At 72.6% G+C, this 14,382-nt stretch carries 15 protein-coding genes and 1 pseudogene; 5 read left to right on the top strand and 11 right to left on the bottom strand.

The genetic code is table 11. From position 1 onward, the window contains the following. Positions 1 to 74: 74 nt before the first annotated feature. From ABD954_RS19365 to hemL, 8 genes are all read right to left on the bottom strand, one after another. The gene (locus tag ABD954_RS19365; protein WP_345487295.1) at positions 75 to 623 is read right to left on the bottom strand and encodes an SRPBCC domain-containing protein; all 549 of its coding nucleotides are present in this window, start codon (positions 621 to 623) and stop codon (positions 75 to 77) included. Between the two features lie 116 nt (positions 624 to 739). Next, on the bottom strand, positions 740 to 1,825 hold the full coding sequence (gene ccsB, locus ABD954_RS19360; protein WP_345487294.1) for a c-type cytochrome biogenesis protein CcsB: 1,086 nt from the start codon (positions 1,823 to 1,825) through the stop codon (positions 740 to 742). Beyond that, positions 1,822 to 3,519, bottom strand: coding sequence for a cytochrome c biogenesis protein ResB (gene resB, locus ABD954_RS19355; RefSeq protein ID WP_345487293.1), 1,698 nt, complete (start codon positions 3,517 to 3,519; stop codon positions 1,822 to 1,824). Before resB ends, ccsB begins: the two co-directional genes overlap by 4 nt. An 11-nt stretch (positions 3,520 to 3,530) precedes the next feature. Continuing rightward, positions 3,531 to 4,268 (bottom strand): cytochrome c biogenesis CcdA family protein, encoded by a 738-nt coding sequence (locus ABD954_RS19350; RefSeq protein ID WP_345487292.1) that lies wholly within the window; start codon positions 4,266 to 4,268, stop codon positions 3,531 to 3,533. A gap of 1 nt (position 4,269) precedes the next feature. Then, the gene (locus ABD954_RS19345; protein WP_345487291.1) at positions 4,270 to 4,875 is read right to left on the bottom strand and encodes a TlpA family protein disulfide reductase; all 606 of its coding nucleotides are present in this window, start codon (positions 4,873 to 4,875) and stop codon (positions 4,270 to 4,272) included. Between the two features lie 92 nt (positions 4,876 to 4,967). Beyond that, positions 4,968 to 6,221: a polysaccharide deacetylase family protein gene (locus ABD954_RS19340; protein WP_345487290.1), complete on the bottom strand. Its 1,254-nt coding sequence runs from the start codon at positions 6,219 to 6,221 to the stop codon at positions 4,968 to 4,970. Between the two features lie 227 nt (positions 6,222 to 6,448). Beyond that, a complete protein-coding gene (locus ABD954_RS19335; RefSeq protein ID WP_345487289.1) occupies positions 6,449 to 7,150 on the bottom strand; it encodes a histidine phosphatase family protein in 702 nt (233 codons plus the stop codon). Beyond that, on the bottom strand, positions 7,147 to 8,454 hold the full coding sequence (gene hemL / locus ABD954_RS19330; RefSeq protein ID WP_345487288.1) for a glutamate-1-semialdehyde 2,1-aminomutase: 1,308 nt from the start codon (positions 8,452 to 8,454) through the stop codon (positions 7,147 to 7,149). The genes ABD954_RS19335 and hemL overlap by 4 nt, the downstream gene beginning before the upstream one ends. 739 nt (positions 8,455 to 9,193) lie before the next feature. On the opposite strand from hemL, the gene ABD954_RS19325 reads away from it, so the two are divergent. Further along, complete coding sequence (locus ABD954_RS19325) at positions 9,194 to 9,697, top strand: hypothetical protein (RefSeq protein ID WP_345492307.1); 504 nt, start codon at positions 9,194 to 9,196, stop codon at positions 9,695 to 9,697. Positions 9,698 to 9,897: 200 nt separating this feature from the next. Further along, the gene (locus tag ABD954_RS19320; RefSeq protein ID WP_345492305.1) at positions 9,898 to 10,287 is read left to right on the top strand and encodes a MerR family transcriptional regulator; all 390 of its coding nucleotides are present in this window, start codon (positions 9,898 to 9,900) and stop codon (positions 10,285 to 10,287) included. Positions 10,288 to 10,344: 57 nt separating this feature from the next. Here ABD954_RS19320 and ABD954_RS19315 read toward each other — a convergent pair whose 3' ends face one another. Further along, on the bottom strand, positions 10,345 to 11,325 hold the full coding sequence (locus ABD954_RS19315) for an ABC transporter substrate-binding protein (RefSeq protein WP_345487287.1): 981 nt from the start codon (positions 11,323 to 11,325) through the stop codon (positions 10,345 to 10,347). Between the two features lie 149 nt (positions 11,326 to 11,474). Here ABD954_RS19315 and ABD954_RS19310 point away from each other — a divergent pair, with 149 nt between their 5' ends. Next, entirely contained in the window at positions 11,475 to 12,056 is a 582-nt protein-coding gene (locus tag ABD954_RS19310) for a GNAT family N-acetyltransferase (RefSeq protein ID WP_345487286.1), read from the top strand. Here ABD954_RS19310 and ABD954_RS19305 read toward each other — a convergent pair. Next, positions 12,010 to 12,510 (bottom strand): GNAT family N-acetyltransferase, encoded by a 501-nt coding sequence (locus ABD954_RS19305; protein WP_345487285.1) that lies wholly within the window; start codon positions 12,508 to 12,510, stop codon positions 12,010 to 12,012. The genes ABD954_RS19310 and ABD954_RS19305 overlap by 47 nt on opposite strands. 134 nt (positions 12,511 to 12,644) lie before the next feature. Here ABD954_RS19305 and ABD954_RS19300 point away from each other — a divergent pair, with 134 nt between their 5' ends. Then, the gene (locus ABD954_RS19300) at positions 12,645 to 13,382 is read left to right on the top strand and encodes a Mut7-C RNAse domain-containing protein (protein WP_345487284.1); all 738 of its coding nucleotides are present in this window, start codon (positions 12,645 to 12,647) and stop codon (positions 13,380 to 13,382) included. Between the two features lie 91 nt (positions 13,383 to 13,473). Here ABD954_RS19300 and ABD954_RS19295 read toward each other — a convergent pair. Then, a pseudogene (locus ABD954_RS19295) lies at positions 13,474 to 13,866 on the bottom strand (TetR/AcrR family transcriptional regulator); the annotation flags it as partial. Between ABD954_RS19295 and ABD954_RS19290 the strand changes: the two are divergent. Next, positions 13,809 to 14,375 (top strand): FAD-dependent monooxygenase, encoded by a 567-nt coding sequence (locus ABD954_RS19290; protein WP_382746030.1) that lies wholly within the window; start codon positions 13,809 to 13,811, stop codon positions 14,373 to 14,375. The pseudogene ABD954_RS19295 and the gene ABD954_RS19290 overlap by 58 nt on opposite strands. The last annotated feature ends 7 nt before the right edge of the window (positions 14,376 to 14,382 follow it).

Here is a 14,382-nt window from a genome sequence, read left to right as displayed (position 1 = left end):
CCGTACGCGACCGGTGCGCGTGCGTCCCGGTGCGCGTGCGTCCCGGACGCGAGCGGCCCCGTTCGCGCCGGCCCCTACGGCACCCACTTCGGCCAGGGCGCGTCGTCCCGCGCGTACAGCTCCCGCAGCTCCTCACGGCGGTCGGCGGACCAGTCGAGCCAGTCGGTCGGCCGCCCGTCCAGCGCGTCCAGGAGCCGTTCCAGCTGCTCGTGCCAGCCGGCCAGCATGTCCAGCTTGACCTCCCGCGTCCCGCGGAACTCGGCCGTGAAACGCAGCACGGCCGACCCGGCGGCGTCCGGGCGGCCCGGTTCCAGGTGGAACCGGATCCGGCCGTGCGGCGGATCGACCGTGTACTCGGCCACGTACTCCGGGTCCCAGGCGGTCACCCGCCCCGAGGCGACGGCGTCGCTGTCGAACCGGCGCAGGGTGACGCGCCCGCCCAGCCGCGGCTCCAGCGGCTCCGCGGCGCACAGCCACTGCCGCAGGCCCTCGGGCGTGGCGACGGCGGCCCACACGCGTGCCATCGGGTGCGGCAGCTCGACCACGTACCGCAGCAGGTGCGCGTCGCCGTCGTGGGTCTCGCACCTGCCCCGCCGTATCCCGCTCGTACCTCCAGCGTGCATGTCTCCAGCGTGGCCCGGGGGCCCGCGCCCCGCCAACACGAGCGGCCGGCAGGGCTGCCCGGGTCACGCTCCGGGCTCACCCCTGGGGCTCACCCCCGGGGCGCACGCTCGGGGGCTCACACTCCGGCGTAGGAGTGCTTGCTGCTCACGAAGATGTTGACACCGTAGTAGTTGAAGAGGAAGCAGCCGAAGGCGATGAGCGCGATGTACGCGGCCTTGCGGCCCTTCCAGCCGGCCGTGGCCCGGGCGTGCAGGTACGCCGCGTAGCCGACCCAGGTGATGAAGGACCAGACCTCCTTGGCGTCCCAACCCCAGTAGCGGCCCCACGCGTCACCGGCCCAGATCGCGCCCGCGATGATCGTGAAGGTCCACAGCGGGAAGATCGCCGCGTTGACCCGGTAGGCGAACTTGTCCAGGCTGGCGGCGGCCGGCAGCCGCTCCAGGACCGAGCGCGCGAAGGCGCCGGGCTGGCCGCCGCCCGCGAGCTTGTTCTCGTACGCGTCCCGGAACAGGTACAGCAGGGTGGCGACGGCGCCCAGGTACAGGACGGCGCCGCAGAAGATGGCGGTGGAGACGTGGATCCACAGCCAGTACGAGTGCAGGGCGGGGACCAGCTGGTCGCTGTCGGTGTAGAGCCAGGTGGTGGCCACGCCGAGGTCGAGCAGGACGGTCGTCACCAGCGGCAGACCGATCCAGCGGACGTTCTTCTTGAACAGCAGGAAGCCGAGGTACACGCCGACCGCCACCGTGGAGAAGGTGGTGGAGAACTCGTACATGTTGCCCCAGGGGGCCCGCTGCACGGACAGCGCGCGGGTGACCACGCCGGCCGCCTCGACGAGGAAGCCCAGCGCGGTCAGGGAGACCGCGATCCGGCCGTACAGGTCGCCCTTGACGGTGCCGCCGGCCGCGCCGGGGCCGTCCGGGACGTCCCGGGCGCCGGCCGCGGAACGGGTGACCACCTTCGGCTTGTCGAGGACGGCGGTGCCGCCGCCCGCCGTCGTGCCCCGCACGGTCACGGCGGGGGCCGCGGCGGTGTCCGGCCGCGTGAGCGCGGCGGCGGTGCGGCCGACCTTGCTGCGGCTGCCGAGCACCCACTCGGCGATGTGGGCGAAAAAGGCCAGCGTGTAGACGGCCATGGACGAGTAGATGAGCGTGTTGCTCATCTGCGCCAGGCTCTCGTTGGTCGCGGCGGCGAGGATCACTTCTCAGCCCCTTCGGACTCTTCGGCAGGTTCTTCTGCGGGTTCCGGCGCGGTCGGCGCCTCGGTGTGGAGCGTGGCCGCGAGCTCGGCCAGCTCCTCGGGCAGCCGGGCGGACTCGCTCCGGCCGAGGCCCGCCATCTCGACGACGGTGACGCCGTCGGCCCCCTTCACGGCCCGCACCCAGATCCGGCGCCGCTGGATGAACAGCGAGGCGGCGAGTCCGGTGATGGCGGCGATCGCGCCCGCGAGGGCGAGGCCGTTGCCGGGCTGCTGGGAGATCTGGAAGCTCGCCCACTCCTTGATCTCCTTCTCGAAGGTGACCGAGCCGGCGCCGTTCGGCAGTGTCATGGTCTCGCCCGGCAGGAGCCGGTTGGCCTTGCCGGTGCCGCCCTCGACCGCGAACTGCTTCATCTTCGAGGTGTCGAGCTGGTACACGTTCTGCGGCAGACCGGAGTCGACGCGCAGGTCGCCGTGGTAGCCGGTGAGCGCCAGGACGGGGAAGTCGAGGGCGGGGAACTGGGAGAACATCGTGCCCTTGCCCGCGCCCGCGAAGGTCGGCACGAAGAACGCCTGGAAGCCGAGCTGTTCCTTCTTGCCGGACGGGTCGCGGTAGCCGTCCATCACCTTGAGCGCGCCGGTCGAGGTGATGTTGTTGTCGATCGGCAGCAGCGGTACGGGGCCGCTGCTGACGACCTTGCCGCGGCCGTCGCGCACGGTGATGACCGGTGCGTAGCCGTGGGCGATCAGATAGACCTTGGAGCCGCCGACCTGGAGCGGCTCGTTGACGCGGATGACGGCCTTCTTGTCCGGGCCGCCGTTCTCGGCGTAGGTGACGGCCGCCTCGAAGGTGCGGGGGGTGCCGCGCTGGGGGCCGTTCTTCTCGTACGTGCCGGTGAAGCTGTCCAGGCTGAAGCTGAACGGGGCCAGGTCCTCGGTGGAGAACTGGGAGCCGGACTTGAAGTCGTCGTACTGGGTGAGCGTGTTGGAGAAGCCGTCGCCCTCGACGATCAGCTTGCCGCCCTCGGACTTGTAGAGCTGTCCGACGGCGAAGGCCACGAGGATGACGATCAGCGCCACGTGGAAGAGCAGGTTTCCGGTCTCGCGCAGATAGCCCTTCTCGGCGGCGACGGCGTCACCTGCCACATGGGCGCGGAAGCGGCGTCCCCTGAGCATCGCGAGGGCGGCCTCGCGGACCTGCTCGGGCTCGCTCGCGGTGCGCCAGGTCGTGTAGGCCGGCAGCCGGGTGAGCCGCTTGGGGGCGCCCGGCGGGCGGCCGCGGAGCTGGCCGACGAACTGCCAGGTGCGGGGCACGATGCAGCCGATGAGCGAGACGAACAGCAGGATGTAGATCGCGGAGAACCACACCGAGCCGTAGACGTCGAAGAGCTGGAGCTTCTCGTAGACCGGCGTGAGGGTCTCGTGGGCGTCCTTGAACTGCTGGACCTTCAGCTCGTCCGCGCTGGTCTGCGGGATGAGCGAGCCGGGGATCGCGCCGAGCGAGAGCAGGAACAGCAGGATCAGGGCGACCCGCATGGAGGTCAGCTGCCGCCAGAACCAGCGGATCCAGCCGACCGGGCCGAGGACGGGGCCGCCGACGGCGCCGCCACCGGAGTCGGAGCCGTCCTCGCGTGGCGCGGTGGACAGCCGGTCGCCGGCCTCGCCGATGTCGTGCGTGTCAGTTTCGGTCTTGCTCATCTCGACAACTCTCAGATCCCCACCGTGAAACCGCTGGACCAGCCCTGCATCGTGGACACCATGCTGTCCCACGCACCTGTGAGGAGCAGAACGCCGGTGAGGATCATCATCCCGCCGCCGGTCCGCATCACCCACGTGTAGTGCTTCTTCACCCAGGCGAACGCGCCGAGCGCCTTGCGGAAGGCGACGGCGGTGAGCACGAACGGCAGCCCGAGGCCGAGACAGTACGCGACGGTCAGCAGCGCGCCGCGGCCGGCACTGGCCTGCTCGGCGGCGAGCGCCTGCACGGAGGCGAGGGTGGGGCCGATGCACGGGGTCCAGCCGATGCCGAAGAGCGCGCCGAGCACGGGCGCGCCGACGAGGCCGGTGACGGGCTTCTTGTGGAAGCGGAACTCGCGCTGGGTGAACCAGGGCATGAGGCCGAGGAAGAAGACGCCCATGGCGATCATGAGGATGCCGAGGACGGTGGTCAGGACCTCCCGGTGCGCCTGGAGCGTCCAGCCGAAGTAGCCGAAGAGGGCGCCGCCGGAGACGAAGACCGCGGAGAAGCCGAGCACGAACAGCCCGGCCCCGGCGACCATCCGGCCGCGGCGGGCCTCGGCGAGGTCGGTGCCGGTGACGCCGGTCACGTAGCTGAGGTAGCCGGGGACCAGGGGCAGGACGCACGGGGAGAAGAAGGAGACGAGTCCTCCGAGCACGGCGATGGGCAGGGCGAGCAGGAGCGCTCCGCTGAAGACCGTCTCGTTCACGTCACTTCTCCGCGACGAGCGGGTCGATCATGGACTTCAGCTTCGCCTCGTCGAGCGCCATGAGGGACCGCGCGGCGATCTTGCCGTCCTTGTCGAGCACGATGGTGGACGGGATGGACTGGGGCGGCAGGGAGCCCTTGGGGAACCCGTGGAGGACGATCTTGCCCATGGGGTCGTAGAGGCTCGGGTACGTGATGCCGTAGTCCGCCTCGAAGGCGATCGGCTTGTCCTTGGCGGAGTCGCGGGTGTTGAGGCCGACGAACTCGACGCCCTTGGCCTTGTACTCCTTGGAGACCTTCGCGAAGTGCGGCGCCTCGGCCCGGCAGGGGCTGCACCAGGAGCCCCACAGGTTGAGGACGACGACCTTGCCCTTGAGGTCGGCGACGTCGAGGTGCTCGCCGTCGAGGGTCTCGCCGGCGATCTTCTTCGGGGCCTGGCGCTCGCCCTTGGCGACGGTGGCGATACCGCCCGTGTTGGTCACGAAGTTGGTGTCGCCGCCGCCGCCCGACTTGCCCTTGGAGTCGGAGCTGCAGGCGGTCAGCGCGAGCGCGGCGGCCAGGGCTCCGGCCGTGAGCAGGGCGCGGCGGGGTGCGCGGCTAGGACTCATGTGAAAAGTTTCGCATGGGCGTTTCGCCGATCTTGGGCACCCCCCTACGTGCCCGTAACGCCCCTTGTCAAGATCGGTTAAGCCGGGCACGGCTACGCGGGGCGGAGAAAGGCGTTCCAGCCGCCGGCCGGGGACTCGCCGACCCCCAGCGTACGGAGCCTGGCGAGGATCTTCGGGTCCTGGACGTCCAGCCAGTCCACGAACTGGCGGAAGGAGACCAGCCGGACGTCCTTCTTGCCGGCCATGCCCTTCAGGGCCTCCTCGACGGCGTCCATGTAGATGCCGCCGTTCCACTGCTCGAAGTGGTTGCCGATGTAGAAGGGGGCGCGGTTGGACTCGTACGCGCGCCGGAAGCCGGCCAGGTAGGCCTCGGTGGCCTGCTTGCGCCAGCCGGGATAGCGCGAGGGCATGCCCTTGGTCGAGTTCTTCGACTGGTTGGCGAGCATGTTGTAGTCCATCGACAGGACCTCGAAGGAGCGGCCGGGGAAGGGTATGGCCTGCAGCGGCAGGTCCCATATGCCCTGGCGCTTGACCGGCCAGGTCTGGCGGCCGCCGGGCGAGCTGGCGTCGTAGCGCCAGCCGAGGCGCTTGGCGGTGGGCAGCAGCTTGTCCTGGCCGAGCAGGCAGGGGGTGCGGCCGCCGATGAGCTCCTTGGTGTAGTCGAAGGGCAGCGGGTCGAGGTCGGTCCAGCCGCTGTGGGTCTTCCACCGGGTGACGAATCCGACGGCCTGGTCGATCTCGTTCTGCCAGTCGGCGGGTGTCCAGTGGGCGACGGAGCCGGAGCCGCCGCAGAAGTGGCCGTTGAAGTGGGTGCCGATCTCGTGGCCTTCGAGCCACGCCTGGCGGACGTACTTCAGGGTGTCCTTGATGTGGTCGTCGGTGAGGTAGCCGATATCGGAGGCGCCGGCGCGGTTGTTCGGCGGGCGGTAGAGGTGCTTCTTCGACTCGGGCAGGAGATAGATGCCGGAGAGGAAGAACGTCATCGCCGCGTCGTGGGCCTTGGCCAGTTCGAGGAAGCGCGGGAAGAGACCGTTGCCGACCTCGCCGGCGCCGTCCCAGGAGAAGATCACGAACTGCGGCGGGGTCTGGCCGGGTTCGAGCGGCACGGGGGCGTCGGGCTGGTGCGGCTGCTTGCCGGTGTCGGCGGTCGAGCCGTCGCCGATCGGCCGGCCCGCGTCCTGGGTGGGGGTGGCGGGGGCGGTCGGACGGCCCGTGGCGTCACCGCCCTTGCCGGGCCCGGAGGGCCCCGCCTTGCCCTGGTCGTCACCGCCGCAGGCGGCCAGCCCCAGGGCCGCGGCGGCGCCGACCCCCGCCCCGAGCAGACTCCTTCGATTGATCCCGCGCATGACATCCCCATTCGCGCTGACACATGACCCGAACATCATCCAAACCGACAATGAGTGAGATGCGGGGAGGAACACGGAGGTTCCAGGAATTCGCACAGAAATTTCAAGGGGCGGCCGGACGTCTCACGATCGTCCGACCGCCCCTGGGGGTCTTCTACTCCCGGTCCGGGCCCGGCGTCTACGCCCCGGACCGGATCCGTCGCCTCCGCCTCGGCGGGCGGACGCGGCTACGCCCCGAAGGCCTTCGCCTTCCCCTTCACCGGCTTGGCGCCCGCGCGCAGGTGCGCCGGCACGAGGTCCAGGGCCGGCTCGCTGTAGCCGACCGACACGATCCTGTCGCCCTGGTACGTGAACGTGGTCAGCGAGGCCAGCGTGCACTGCCGGCGCCGCGGGTCGTGCCACAGCCGGCGCTTCTCCACGAAGCTGCGCACGATCCAGATCGGCAGCTGGTGGCTCACGCACACCGCCTCGTGTCCGCGGGCCGCGTCCTTCGCCGCGTCCAGCGCAGCCATCATCCGCACCACCTGCTCGATGTACGGCTCGCCCCAGGACGGCCGGAACGGGTTGGTGAGGTGCTTCCAGTTGCCCGGCTTGCGCAGCGCCCCGTCCCCGACGCCGAAGGTCTTGCCCTCGAAGACGTTGCCCGCCTCGATGAGCCGCTCGTCGGTGACCAGTTCCAGGCCGTGGGTCTTGGCGATCGGCGCCGCCGTCTCCTGCGCCCGCTCCAGCGGGGAGGCGACGACCCGGGTGATGTCCCGGCCCGCCAGGTGCTCGGCGACCCGGTCGGCCATCTGCCGGCCCAGCTCCGACAGGTGGTAGCCGGAGCGCCGGCCGTACAGGATCCCGTCGGGGTTGTGCACCTCGCCGTGCCGCATCAGGTGGACGACGGTGATGTCGCTCGCCCCGCCCGCCGTGGCGTTCTCGCTCATGCGGTCGCCTCCGCGGCGGCACGGGCGGCGGCCGGCAGGGCGGCGGCGATCCGCTCCACGGCGCGCTCGTCGTGCGCGGCGGACACGAACCAGGACTCGAAGGCCGACGGCGGCAGGTAGACGCCGTCCGCCAGCATCGAGTGGAAGAAGGCGTTGAAGCGGAAGGCTTCCTGCTTCTTGGCGTCCTCGTAGTCGCGGACCTCGGTGGAGGTGAAGAAGACCGAGAACATGTTGGACGCGGTCTGCAGCCGGTGCGCCACGCCCTCCTTGGCCAGCGCCTCGGTGACCAGGCCCTGGATCTCCTTCGAGACCGCGTTCACCTTCTCGTACGCGGCCTCGTCGAGCAGCCTCAGCTGCGCGAGCCCGGCGGCGGTGGCGACCGGGTTCCCGGAGAGGGTGCCCGCCTGGTAGACCGGTCCGGCCGGGGCGAGGTGGCCCATCACGTCGGCGCGACCGCCGAAGGCCGCCGCCGGGAAGCCGCCGCCCATGACCTTGCCGAAGGTCATCAGGTCCGGCTTCACGCCGTCGATGCCGTACCAGCCGGCCCGCGAGGTGCGGAAACCGGTCATGACCTCGTCGGAGATGAACAGGGCGCCGTTCTTCGCGCAGGCGTCCTTCAGGCCCTGGTTGAAGCCCGGCTGCGGCGGGACGACTCCCATGTTGCCCGGCGACGCCTCGGTGATCACACAGGCGATCTCGCCCGGGTGGCGGTGGAACGCCTCCTGCACCGCCTGGAGGTCGTTGTACGGCAGCACGATGGTGTCCCCGGCCTGCGCGCCCGTCACACCGGGCGTGTCGGGCAGGCCGAAGGTCGCCACACCGGAGCCGGCCGCGGCGAGCAGCGCGTCCACGTGGCCGTGGTAGCAGCCGGCGAACTTGATCACCTTGGCGCGGCCGGTGAAGCCGCGGGCGAGGCGGATCGCCGACATCGTCGCCTCGGTGCCGGAGGACACCAGACGCACCTGCTCGACCGGCTCGATCCGGGCGACGATCTCCTCGGCGAGCGCCACCTCGCCCTCACCCGGCGTACCGAACGAGGTTCCGCGCGCCACGGCCTCCTGCACCGCCGCGGTCACCTCGGGGTGCGCGTGCCCGAGGATCATCGGCCCCCAGGAGCAGACCAGGTCGACGTACTCGCGACCGTCCGCGTCGGTGAGGTACGGACCGGTACCGGACACCATGAACCGGGGCGTACCGCCCACGGCCCGGAAGGCTCGCACCGGAGAGTTCACGCCGCCGGGCGTCACAAGGGAGGCGCGGTCGAAAAGCGTCTGTGAGACTGGGGCTTCGTATGAATACGGCACTGTGATCCTGACCTGCGAGTACGACGTCGGGTACGGAGGAGCGGACGGAAGAGGACGGGGAAGGGCGGGGAAGAGGGACGGGGACGGGTGAGGACGGTGTGGGCATCCTGTGGACTACACCAGGGCGTTCGTCCTCCGCGTCTGCGAAACTGGGGCGTCATAGGGATGGCTCACGGAATCCATGGTGTCAGAGGCCACGGCGATCTTGCGGACAGGTGTTTCACCGCACGAGCGCGGGGGAGGTCACTGGCACGATGATCGGACCGCGCGGTCGGACGCGCGGACGTGCGGTCTGGAACAGCAGTCGGGTGGAGATATGCATCGCGGTGGCGGACCGGGCGAGGGGACTGACGACCTGGGTCCCGAGCCTGTCCGGCGGGGGAGGCACCGGCGCCGGAGGACGGAAGAACCGAGGGCGAACGAGCCGAGGACGGGCGGCGAGCCGAAGCCGGCCGACCCCCGGCCCGAGCCGCGCGCACCGGAGCCCCGGGCCGCCGAGGCGCGTGCTGCCGACGCCCGGCCCACGGACCGGGCCGCCGACTCCCGTGCCGCGGACCCCCGGGCCGCTCCCGACGCGCCGGCCGGGGAGCCGGACCAGGACGCGTCGTCCCGCGTGGCCAGGTCCCGGGCCCGCCGCGCCCGCGCCCACGAGGCCGGTCCGGCCGAAGGCCCGCCGCAGGGCGGCGCGAGCGGGGTGAGTGGCCTGGGCGGTCTGGGCGGCCTGGGCGGCCTGGGCGGCCTGGGCGGTCCGGGTGACGCGAGCACGGGAAGCGCCGCGGGCGGCGGCAACGGCGGAAGGGGCCGACTGGGGGTGACGTACAAGTACTTCGGCGCGCCCGACGGAGCGACGGCGGCGCGCGTCCCGATCTCGATGCGCCCCGAGGAGCTCGGCGGCGACGAGCTCGGCATGGGCGGCATGTTCACCAAGATCAAGCCGGAGACCATAGCCGCGATGGTCCTCACCGGCATCCAGGGCATGCCCCTGCACAAGGTCCCCCCGCTCGAACTGGTCGTCCTGCACCCGGACTACGCCGTGGTGAAGCTGCCCATGACCGTGGTCGACCCGCTGCGCGGCATCGGCGAGGAGTCGGTCGGCGCCGCCGCCTTCATCTGGTCCACGGTCCCCGACCGCGGCGGCCCGCAGGACGCCTTCAACGTGTACCAATTGCTCCACGAATGGCAGGACTTCAGCCACCGCCTGCACGAGGCGGGACACCAGCCGTACTGCCTCGTGTGGCCGTGAGCGGGCCCCCGCCGCACGAGCCCTGAACGGGTCCTCCGCACGGGCCACCGCACGAGCCGCTGAACGGGCCCTCCGCCGCCCTCCGTAGGCGTTTCACCGCACTTCCGGTGCTCATAAGTGATGAAGTGAGACAAATCGGATGTGATGTGCGGGTACGAGGGAAGGACCACCCTGTGGTGAGCGGCAGCACGGTGCGCCCCATGCAGATCGGCGAGGTCGCGGCACGGACGGAACTGTCCCTGCGCACCATCCGCCAGTACGAGGACAGCGGCCTCGTCGTCCCGTCCGCGGCCTCGGAGGGCGGCTTCCCGCTCTACACGGACGCCGATGTGGCCCGCCTGATGGTGATCCGCCGGATGAAGCCCCTCGGCTTCACGCTCGACGAGACCCGTGACCTCCTCACCGCCGTGGACCGCCTCGCCGCCGACGTCCCGGACACCCCGGGCGAACTCGACCCGGCCGCCCGCGCCTCCCTCGTCGCCCGGGTCCGCTGCTACGAGCAGGCCGCCGCCGAACGCGTCGCCGAACTCCGCGCCCAGCTGGCCCGGGCGGAGGAGTTCGCGCACTCGCTGCGGGCCCGCCTTCCGTAGCCGCGCGACTCCCGGCCCCTCACCCCTCACCCCGCACCGTCCGGCCGGTCCACGGAGTCACCGCTGTGCGGGTGACAGCTGCTCCTCCCGGCCCTCGTCCTCCAGCGCCGCCGCCAGGTCCTGGAAGAACCGGGCGAAGGCGGCCGGGCTGGGCGGGGTCTCCGGGTTCCAGGGGACCAGCCGGGCGCCCGCCGGCACCGCGTGCGGCGGCACCGCGTTGGTCCGGCTGTCGAAGAGCACCAGGTCCGGGCCGAGCCCGACGGCGTGCTCCCAGTCGGTGGTCAGCCAGCTCGCGCCGGGACCCGGCCCCGGGTCGACGAACCGGACACCGAGCTCCGCGAGCCGGGCCAGCTCCGGCCAGGCGTGCGGGCGCGCGAGGTGCACCTGCTCCGGGCCGGCGCCGGACAGCGCGAGGACGCTCACGCCGGTCCGCCCGGCCGCGGCCCGCACGGACGCCTCCGCGTCGCCCAACCGCCCGGCGCTCCCGCCGCCGTTCGCGCCCAGCGCCCCCGCGAGCGCACCGAAACGGTCGACGATCGCCGCCAGCGGCAGCTCACCGCCGACGGACAGCGCGACCAGCGGCACCCCCAGCCGCTCGGCGAGCGCCCCGTCCACCGCGTACGGGCTCTTGCCGTCGTACGTCACGTCCACGATCAGGTCGACGCCGCCCAGCTCCCGGATCCGCGCCTCGGTCAGGTTCCGCTCCAGGCTCCCGCCGGGGCCGAGATAGGGCACGCCCGACGCCGCGAGACCGCTCGCCTTGACCGGGTCGAGCAGATCGGCGTCGTGCCCGGAGCCGTAGACCGCGACCGGTCGTACCCCCAGGTCGAGCAGGGCCGCCCCGGCCCGTACGTAGGCCACCACCCGTTCCGGCCGGCGCGCGGCCGTGAGGTCCGTGCCCAGGTCGTCCGTGAACGCCCAATCCCCGGGACCGCCCGTACCATCCGCACCGCCCGCACCGCCGGTACCGGTCGCGCCGCCCGTACCGCCCGCGCCCTTCTCCTCGCCCGCCCCGCCCGTGCCCTTCGCGTCCGTCATGCGGCTGCTCCTCCCGGCCGGAAAGCTCCCTCTCCCCGCCCACCTTGAAGCGCCTGCCCGACCCGCACAAGAGGGCCTGCCCGCCCCCGCCGGGCCCGACCCGCCCGCTGCGCCGGGGCGTTGTCGGACCCCGGGCCTAGGGTGTGGCCATGGACACGGGCGGCGAGACGGATGGCGGGCCAGGCGGTGGGGCGGTCCGCCTGGAGGCGTGGTCAGCGGACGACTTCGGCCTGCTCCAGGCGGTGAACTCACCGGAGTTGACGGCCCATCTGGGCGGCCCGGAGAGCGAGGAGCGGTTGCTCGCGCGGCAGCGGCGGTACGAGGCGCTGAGCGCCGACGCCGATCGCCCGGGGGGCATGTTCCGCATCGTGCTGCTGCCGGAGGGCACGGCGGCGGGCAGCATCGGCTTCTGGGAGAGCGCGTGGGAGGGGGAGCCGGTGTACGAGACGGGGTGGACGGTGCTGCCCGGCTTCCAGGGCCGGGGCGTGGCGACCGCCGCCACGCGCGCGGTGGTGGAGCGGGCGCGGGCCGAGGGCCGGTTCCGTCACCTCTACGCCTTCCCGTCGACGGACAACGGCCCTTCGAACGCGGTGTGCCGCAAGGCCGGCTTCACCCTCCTCGGGGAGCGGGACTTCGAGTACCCGCCGGGCCGGCCGATGCGCTGCAACGCCTGGCGGCTCGCCCTCACCGCGGAAGGGGCTGCTCCGGCAGGGACTTCAGTTCCCGGGTGAAGTGGAAGGCGGCGATGTCGAAGCGCTCCCGCAGGTAGAAGCGGTGGGCTCCGGTGCGGTGGGTACCGGAGTCCAGGCTGAGCTCGTAGCAGCCGGCCTCCCGGGCGTGCGCTTCCAGGTGCGCGATCAGGGCGTGTCCGACACCGGTGGAGCGGGCCGTCTCCCGGGTCACCAGGTCGTCCACGTACAGCTTCTTCACCGAACTCGTGTTGACGACGATCCGCCAGCCGGCCGCTCCGACGCAGACGCCGTCGGTTCCGTCCGTTCCGCTGTCCGCTCCGTCGACGGCCGGGGCGTCGGCGAACGCGGCGCTGAAGCGCAGTCCCTGCGCGTGTCCGTTCGCGTAGACCTCGCGGAAGAGTTCCGGCGTGAGGTGGGGGCGCAGTTCGCGCAGGACGGGCAGGAGCCGGCTCTCCAGGCGCGGGTCGCCGGGCGCGAGGTCGATGATCTTCATGCCGGGACCGTACCGTGCGGCCGGCCGCCCGCCCGGGGCGGGCCGCGGGTGCGCGGAGGGGGCGGGTGGAACGGCCGGGGCGTGGCAGCGGAATTGCCTGGCCGCCCCGGCGCACCGGGTGCCATCCTGTGTGCGTGAACGGACCGGAGATCCAGATCAGTTTCGCCCCGGGCCTGCGGCTCTTCGTCCCGGCGGAGCGGCGTGCGGGCCGCACGTCCGTGGCGACCGACGGCGTCTCGTCGCTCGGCCATGTGGTCGAGTCGCTGGGCGTGCCGCTGACCGAGGCGGGGCGGCTGCTGGTGGACGGACGGCCGGTGGACCCCTCGCACGTCCCCTCGGCCGGCGAGACGGTCGAGGTGGAGGCCGTCGTGCGCCCCCAGCCGGTCCCGGGTGCCCCGCTGCGCTTCCTCCTCGACGTACACCTCGGGACCCTGGCGCGCCGGCTCCGGCTGCTCGGCGTGGACGCGGCGTACGAGAGCGAGGACATCGGCGACCCGGCCCTGGCCGCGCTGTCGGCGAAGGAGCGCCGCGTGATGCTGTCCCGGGACCGCGGGCTGCTGCGCCGCCGGGAGTTGTGGGCGGGTGCGTACGTCTACAGCGACCGGCCCGAGGAGCAGCTGCGGGACGTGCTCGAACGCTTCGCGCCGCCGCTCGCGCCCTGGACCCGCTGCACGGCGTGCAACGGGCGGCTCGCGGACGCCGACAAGGACGCGGTGCGCGAGCAGTTGGAGAAGGGCACGGAGAACACCTACGACGTCTTCGCCAGGTGCACCGACTGTGCCCGGGTGTACTGGCGGGGCGCCCACCACGCCCGCCTGGAGGCGATCGTCACGGACGCGGTGCGCGAGTTCGGCGGCGCGGCCGCCCGCTGAGGGGTGAGGGGGTCCGCGGGCGCCGGGACGCGCCGCGGGCCGTGCGCGGACGTACGCCGCCGCGGGTCGCCGGCGCCGGCCGTCGCGGGGTCTACGGCGCCTGGGCGGTCAGGTAGCGCTGCACGGTCGGCGCGAGCCACGCCTCGATCTCCTCGCGGGACATCTCCACGAGCGGCGGCAGGCGCAGCACGTAGCGGGTGAGCGCCATGCCGAGGATCTGGGAGGCGACGAGGCCGGCCCGGCGCGGCGCGTCGGCGGGGTCGGGGCACAGGCCCGCCGTGATCGGCCCGAGCTGCTCGGCGAAGACCGCCCGCATCCGTTCGGCCCCGGCCTCGTTGGTGACGCCGACCCGCAGGAGCCCGGTCAGGACCTCGTCGCGCTCCCAGCGGTCGAGGAAGTGCGCGACGAGCGTGGCACCGGCGTGCCGTGCGGGCAGCGCGCCGAGCTCCGGGAGCTCCAGCTCGAAGGTGGAGGCGGCGGCGAAACACCGGCCTCCAGGACGCCGCCAACCTCTCCTGGAAACTCACCGCCGTCCTGCGCGGCGAGGCCCCCGACCCCGACGCCCTCCTCGACAGCTACCAGGCCGAACGACACCCGATCGGCACCCTGGTCCTGCGCAGCAGCGGCACCCTGATCCGCCTCGCCATCGCCCACACCCCCCTCCAGCGAGCCGTCCGCACCGTGGCCACCCGACTCCTCGGCGCCCTCCGCCCCGCCGTGGACCGCGTCGTCGGCCAGATCAGCGGCATCGGCCTCTCCTACGGCCCCACGGCCCGCCGCGCCCCCGACCACGACCTGCGCGAAGGCCGGCTCTACGAACTCCTCCGCGAGGGCGAATTCGTCCTCATCGCCCCCGACGGCGCCAGCCCGGCCCTGCCCCCCACGGCCCCCGTCTCCCCCACCCGGGCGGTACGGGCCACCTGGGCCGACCCCGCGCGCCGCGACACCCTCCTCGTCCGCCCCGACGGCTACACCGCCCCCCTCCACACCTGAGAGCCCG

This window comes from Streptomyces roseoviridis (assembly GCF_039535235.1).
Lineage (GTDB): Bacteria > Actinomycetota > Actinomycetes > Streptomycetales > Streptomycetaceae > Streptomyces > Streptomyces roseoviridis.
The sequence above is the reverse complement of the archived record's forward strand: the minus strand, read 5'-3'. Positions and strand labels throughout refer to the sequence as shown.

What these genes read in the sequence shown, in the direction of transcription:
- ABD954_RS19340 (WP_345487290.1), bottom strand. Translation starts at nt 6,221, where the DNA reads ATGCGCGGGATCAATCGAAGGAGTCTGCTCGGGGCGGGGGTCGGCGCC.
- ABD954_RS19310 (WP_345487286.1), top strand. Translation starts at nt 11,475, where the DNA reads ATGGACACGGGCGGCGAGACGGATGGCGGGCCAGGCGGTGGGGCGGTC.
- ABD954_RS19365 (WP_345487295.1), bottom strand. Translation starts at nt 623, where the DNA reads ATGCACGCTGGAGGTACGAGCGGGATACGGCGGGGCAGGTGCGAGACC.
- ABD954_RS19345 (WP_345487291.1), bottom strand. Translation starts at nt 4,875, where the DNA reads ATGAGTCCTAGCCGCGCACCCCGCCGCGCCCTGCTCACGGCCGGAGCC.
- resB (WP_345487293.1), bottom strand. Translation starts at nt 3,519, where the DNA reads ATGAGCAAGACCGAAACTGACACGCACGACATCGGCGAGGCCGGCGAC.
- ABD954_RS19320 (WP_345492305.1), top strand. Translation starts at nt 9,898, where the DNA reads ATGCAGATCGGCGAGGTCGCGGCACGGACGGAACTGTCCCTGCGCACC.
- ABD954_RS19305 (WP_345487285.1), bottom strand. Translation starts at nt 12,510, where the DNA reads ATGAAGATCATCGACCTCGCGCCCGGCGACCCGCGCCTGGAGAGCCGG.
- ABD954_RS19315 (WP_345487287.1), bottom strand. Translation starts at nt 11,325, where the DNA reads ATGACGGACGCGAAGGGCACGGGCGGGGCGGGCGAGGAGAAGGGCGCG.
- ABD954_RS19335 (WP_345487289.1), bottom strand. Translation starts at nt 7,150, where the DNA reads ATGAGCGAGAACGCCACGGCGGGCGGGGCGAGCGACATCACCGTCGTC.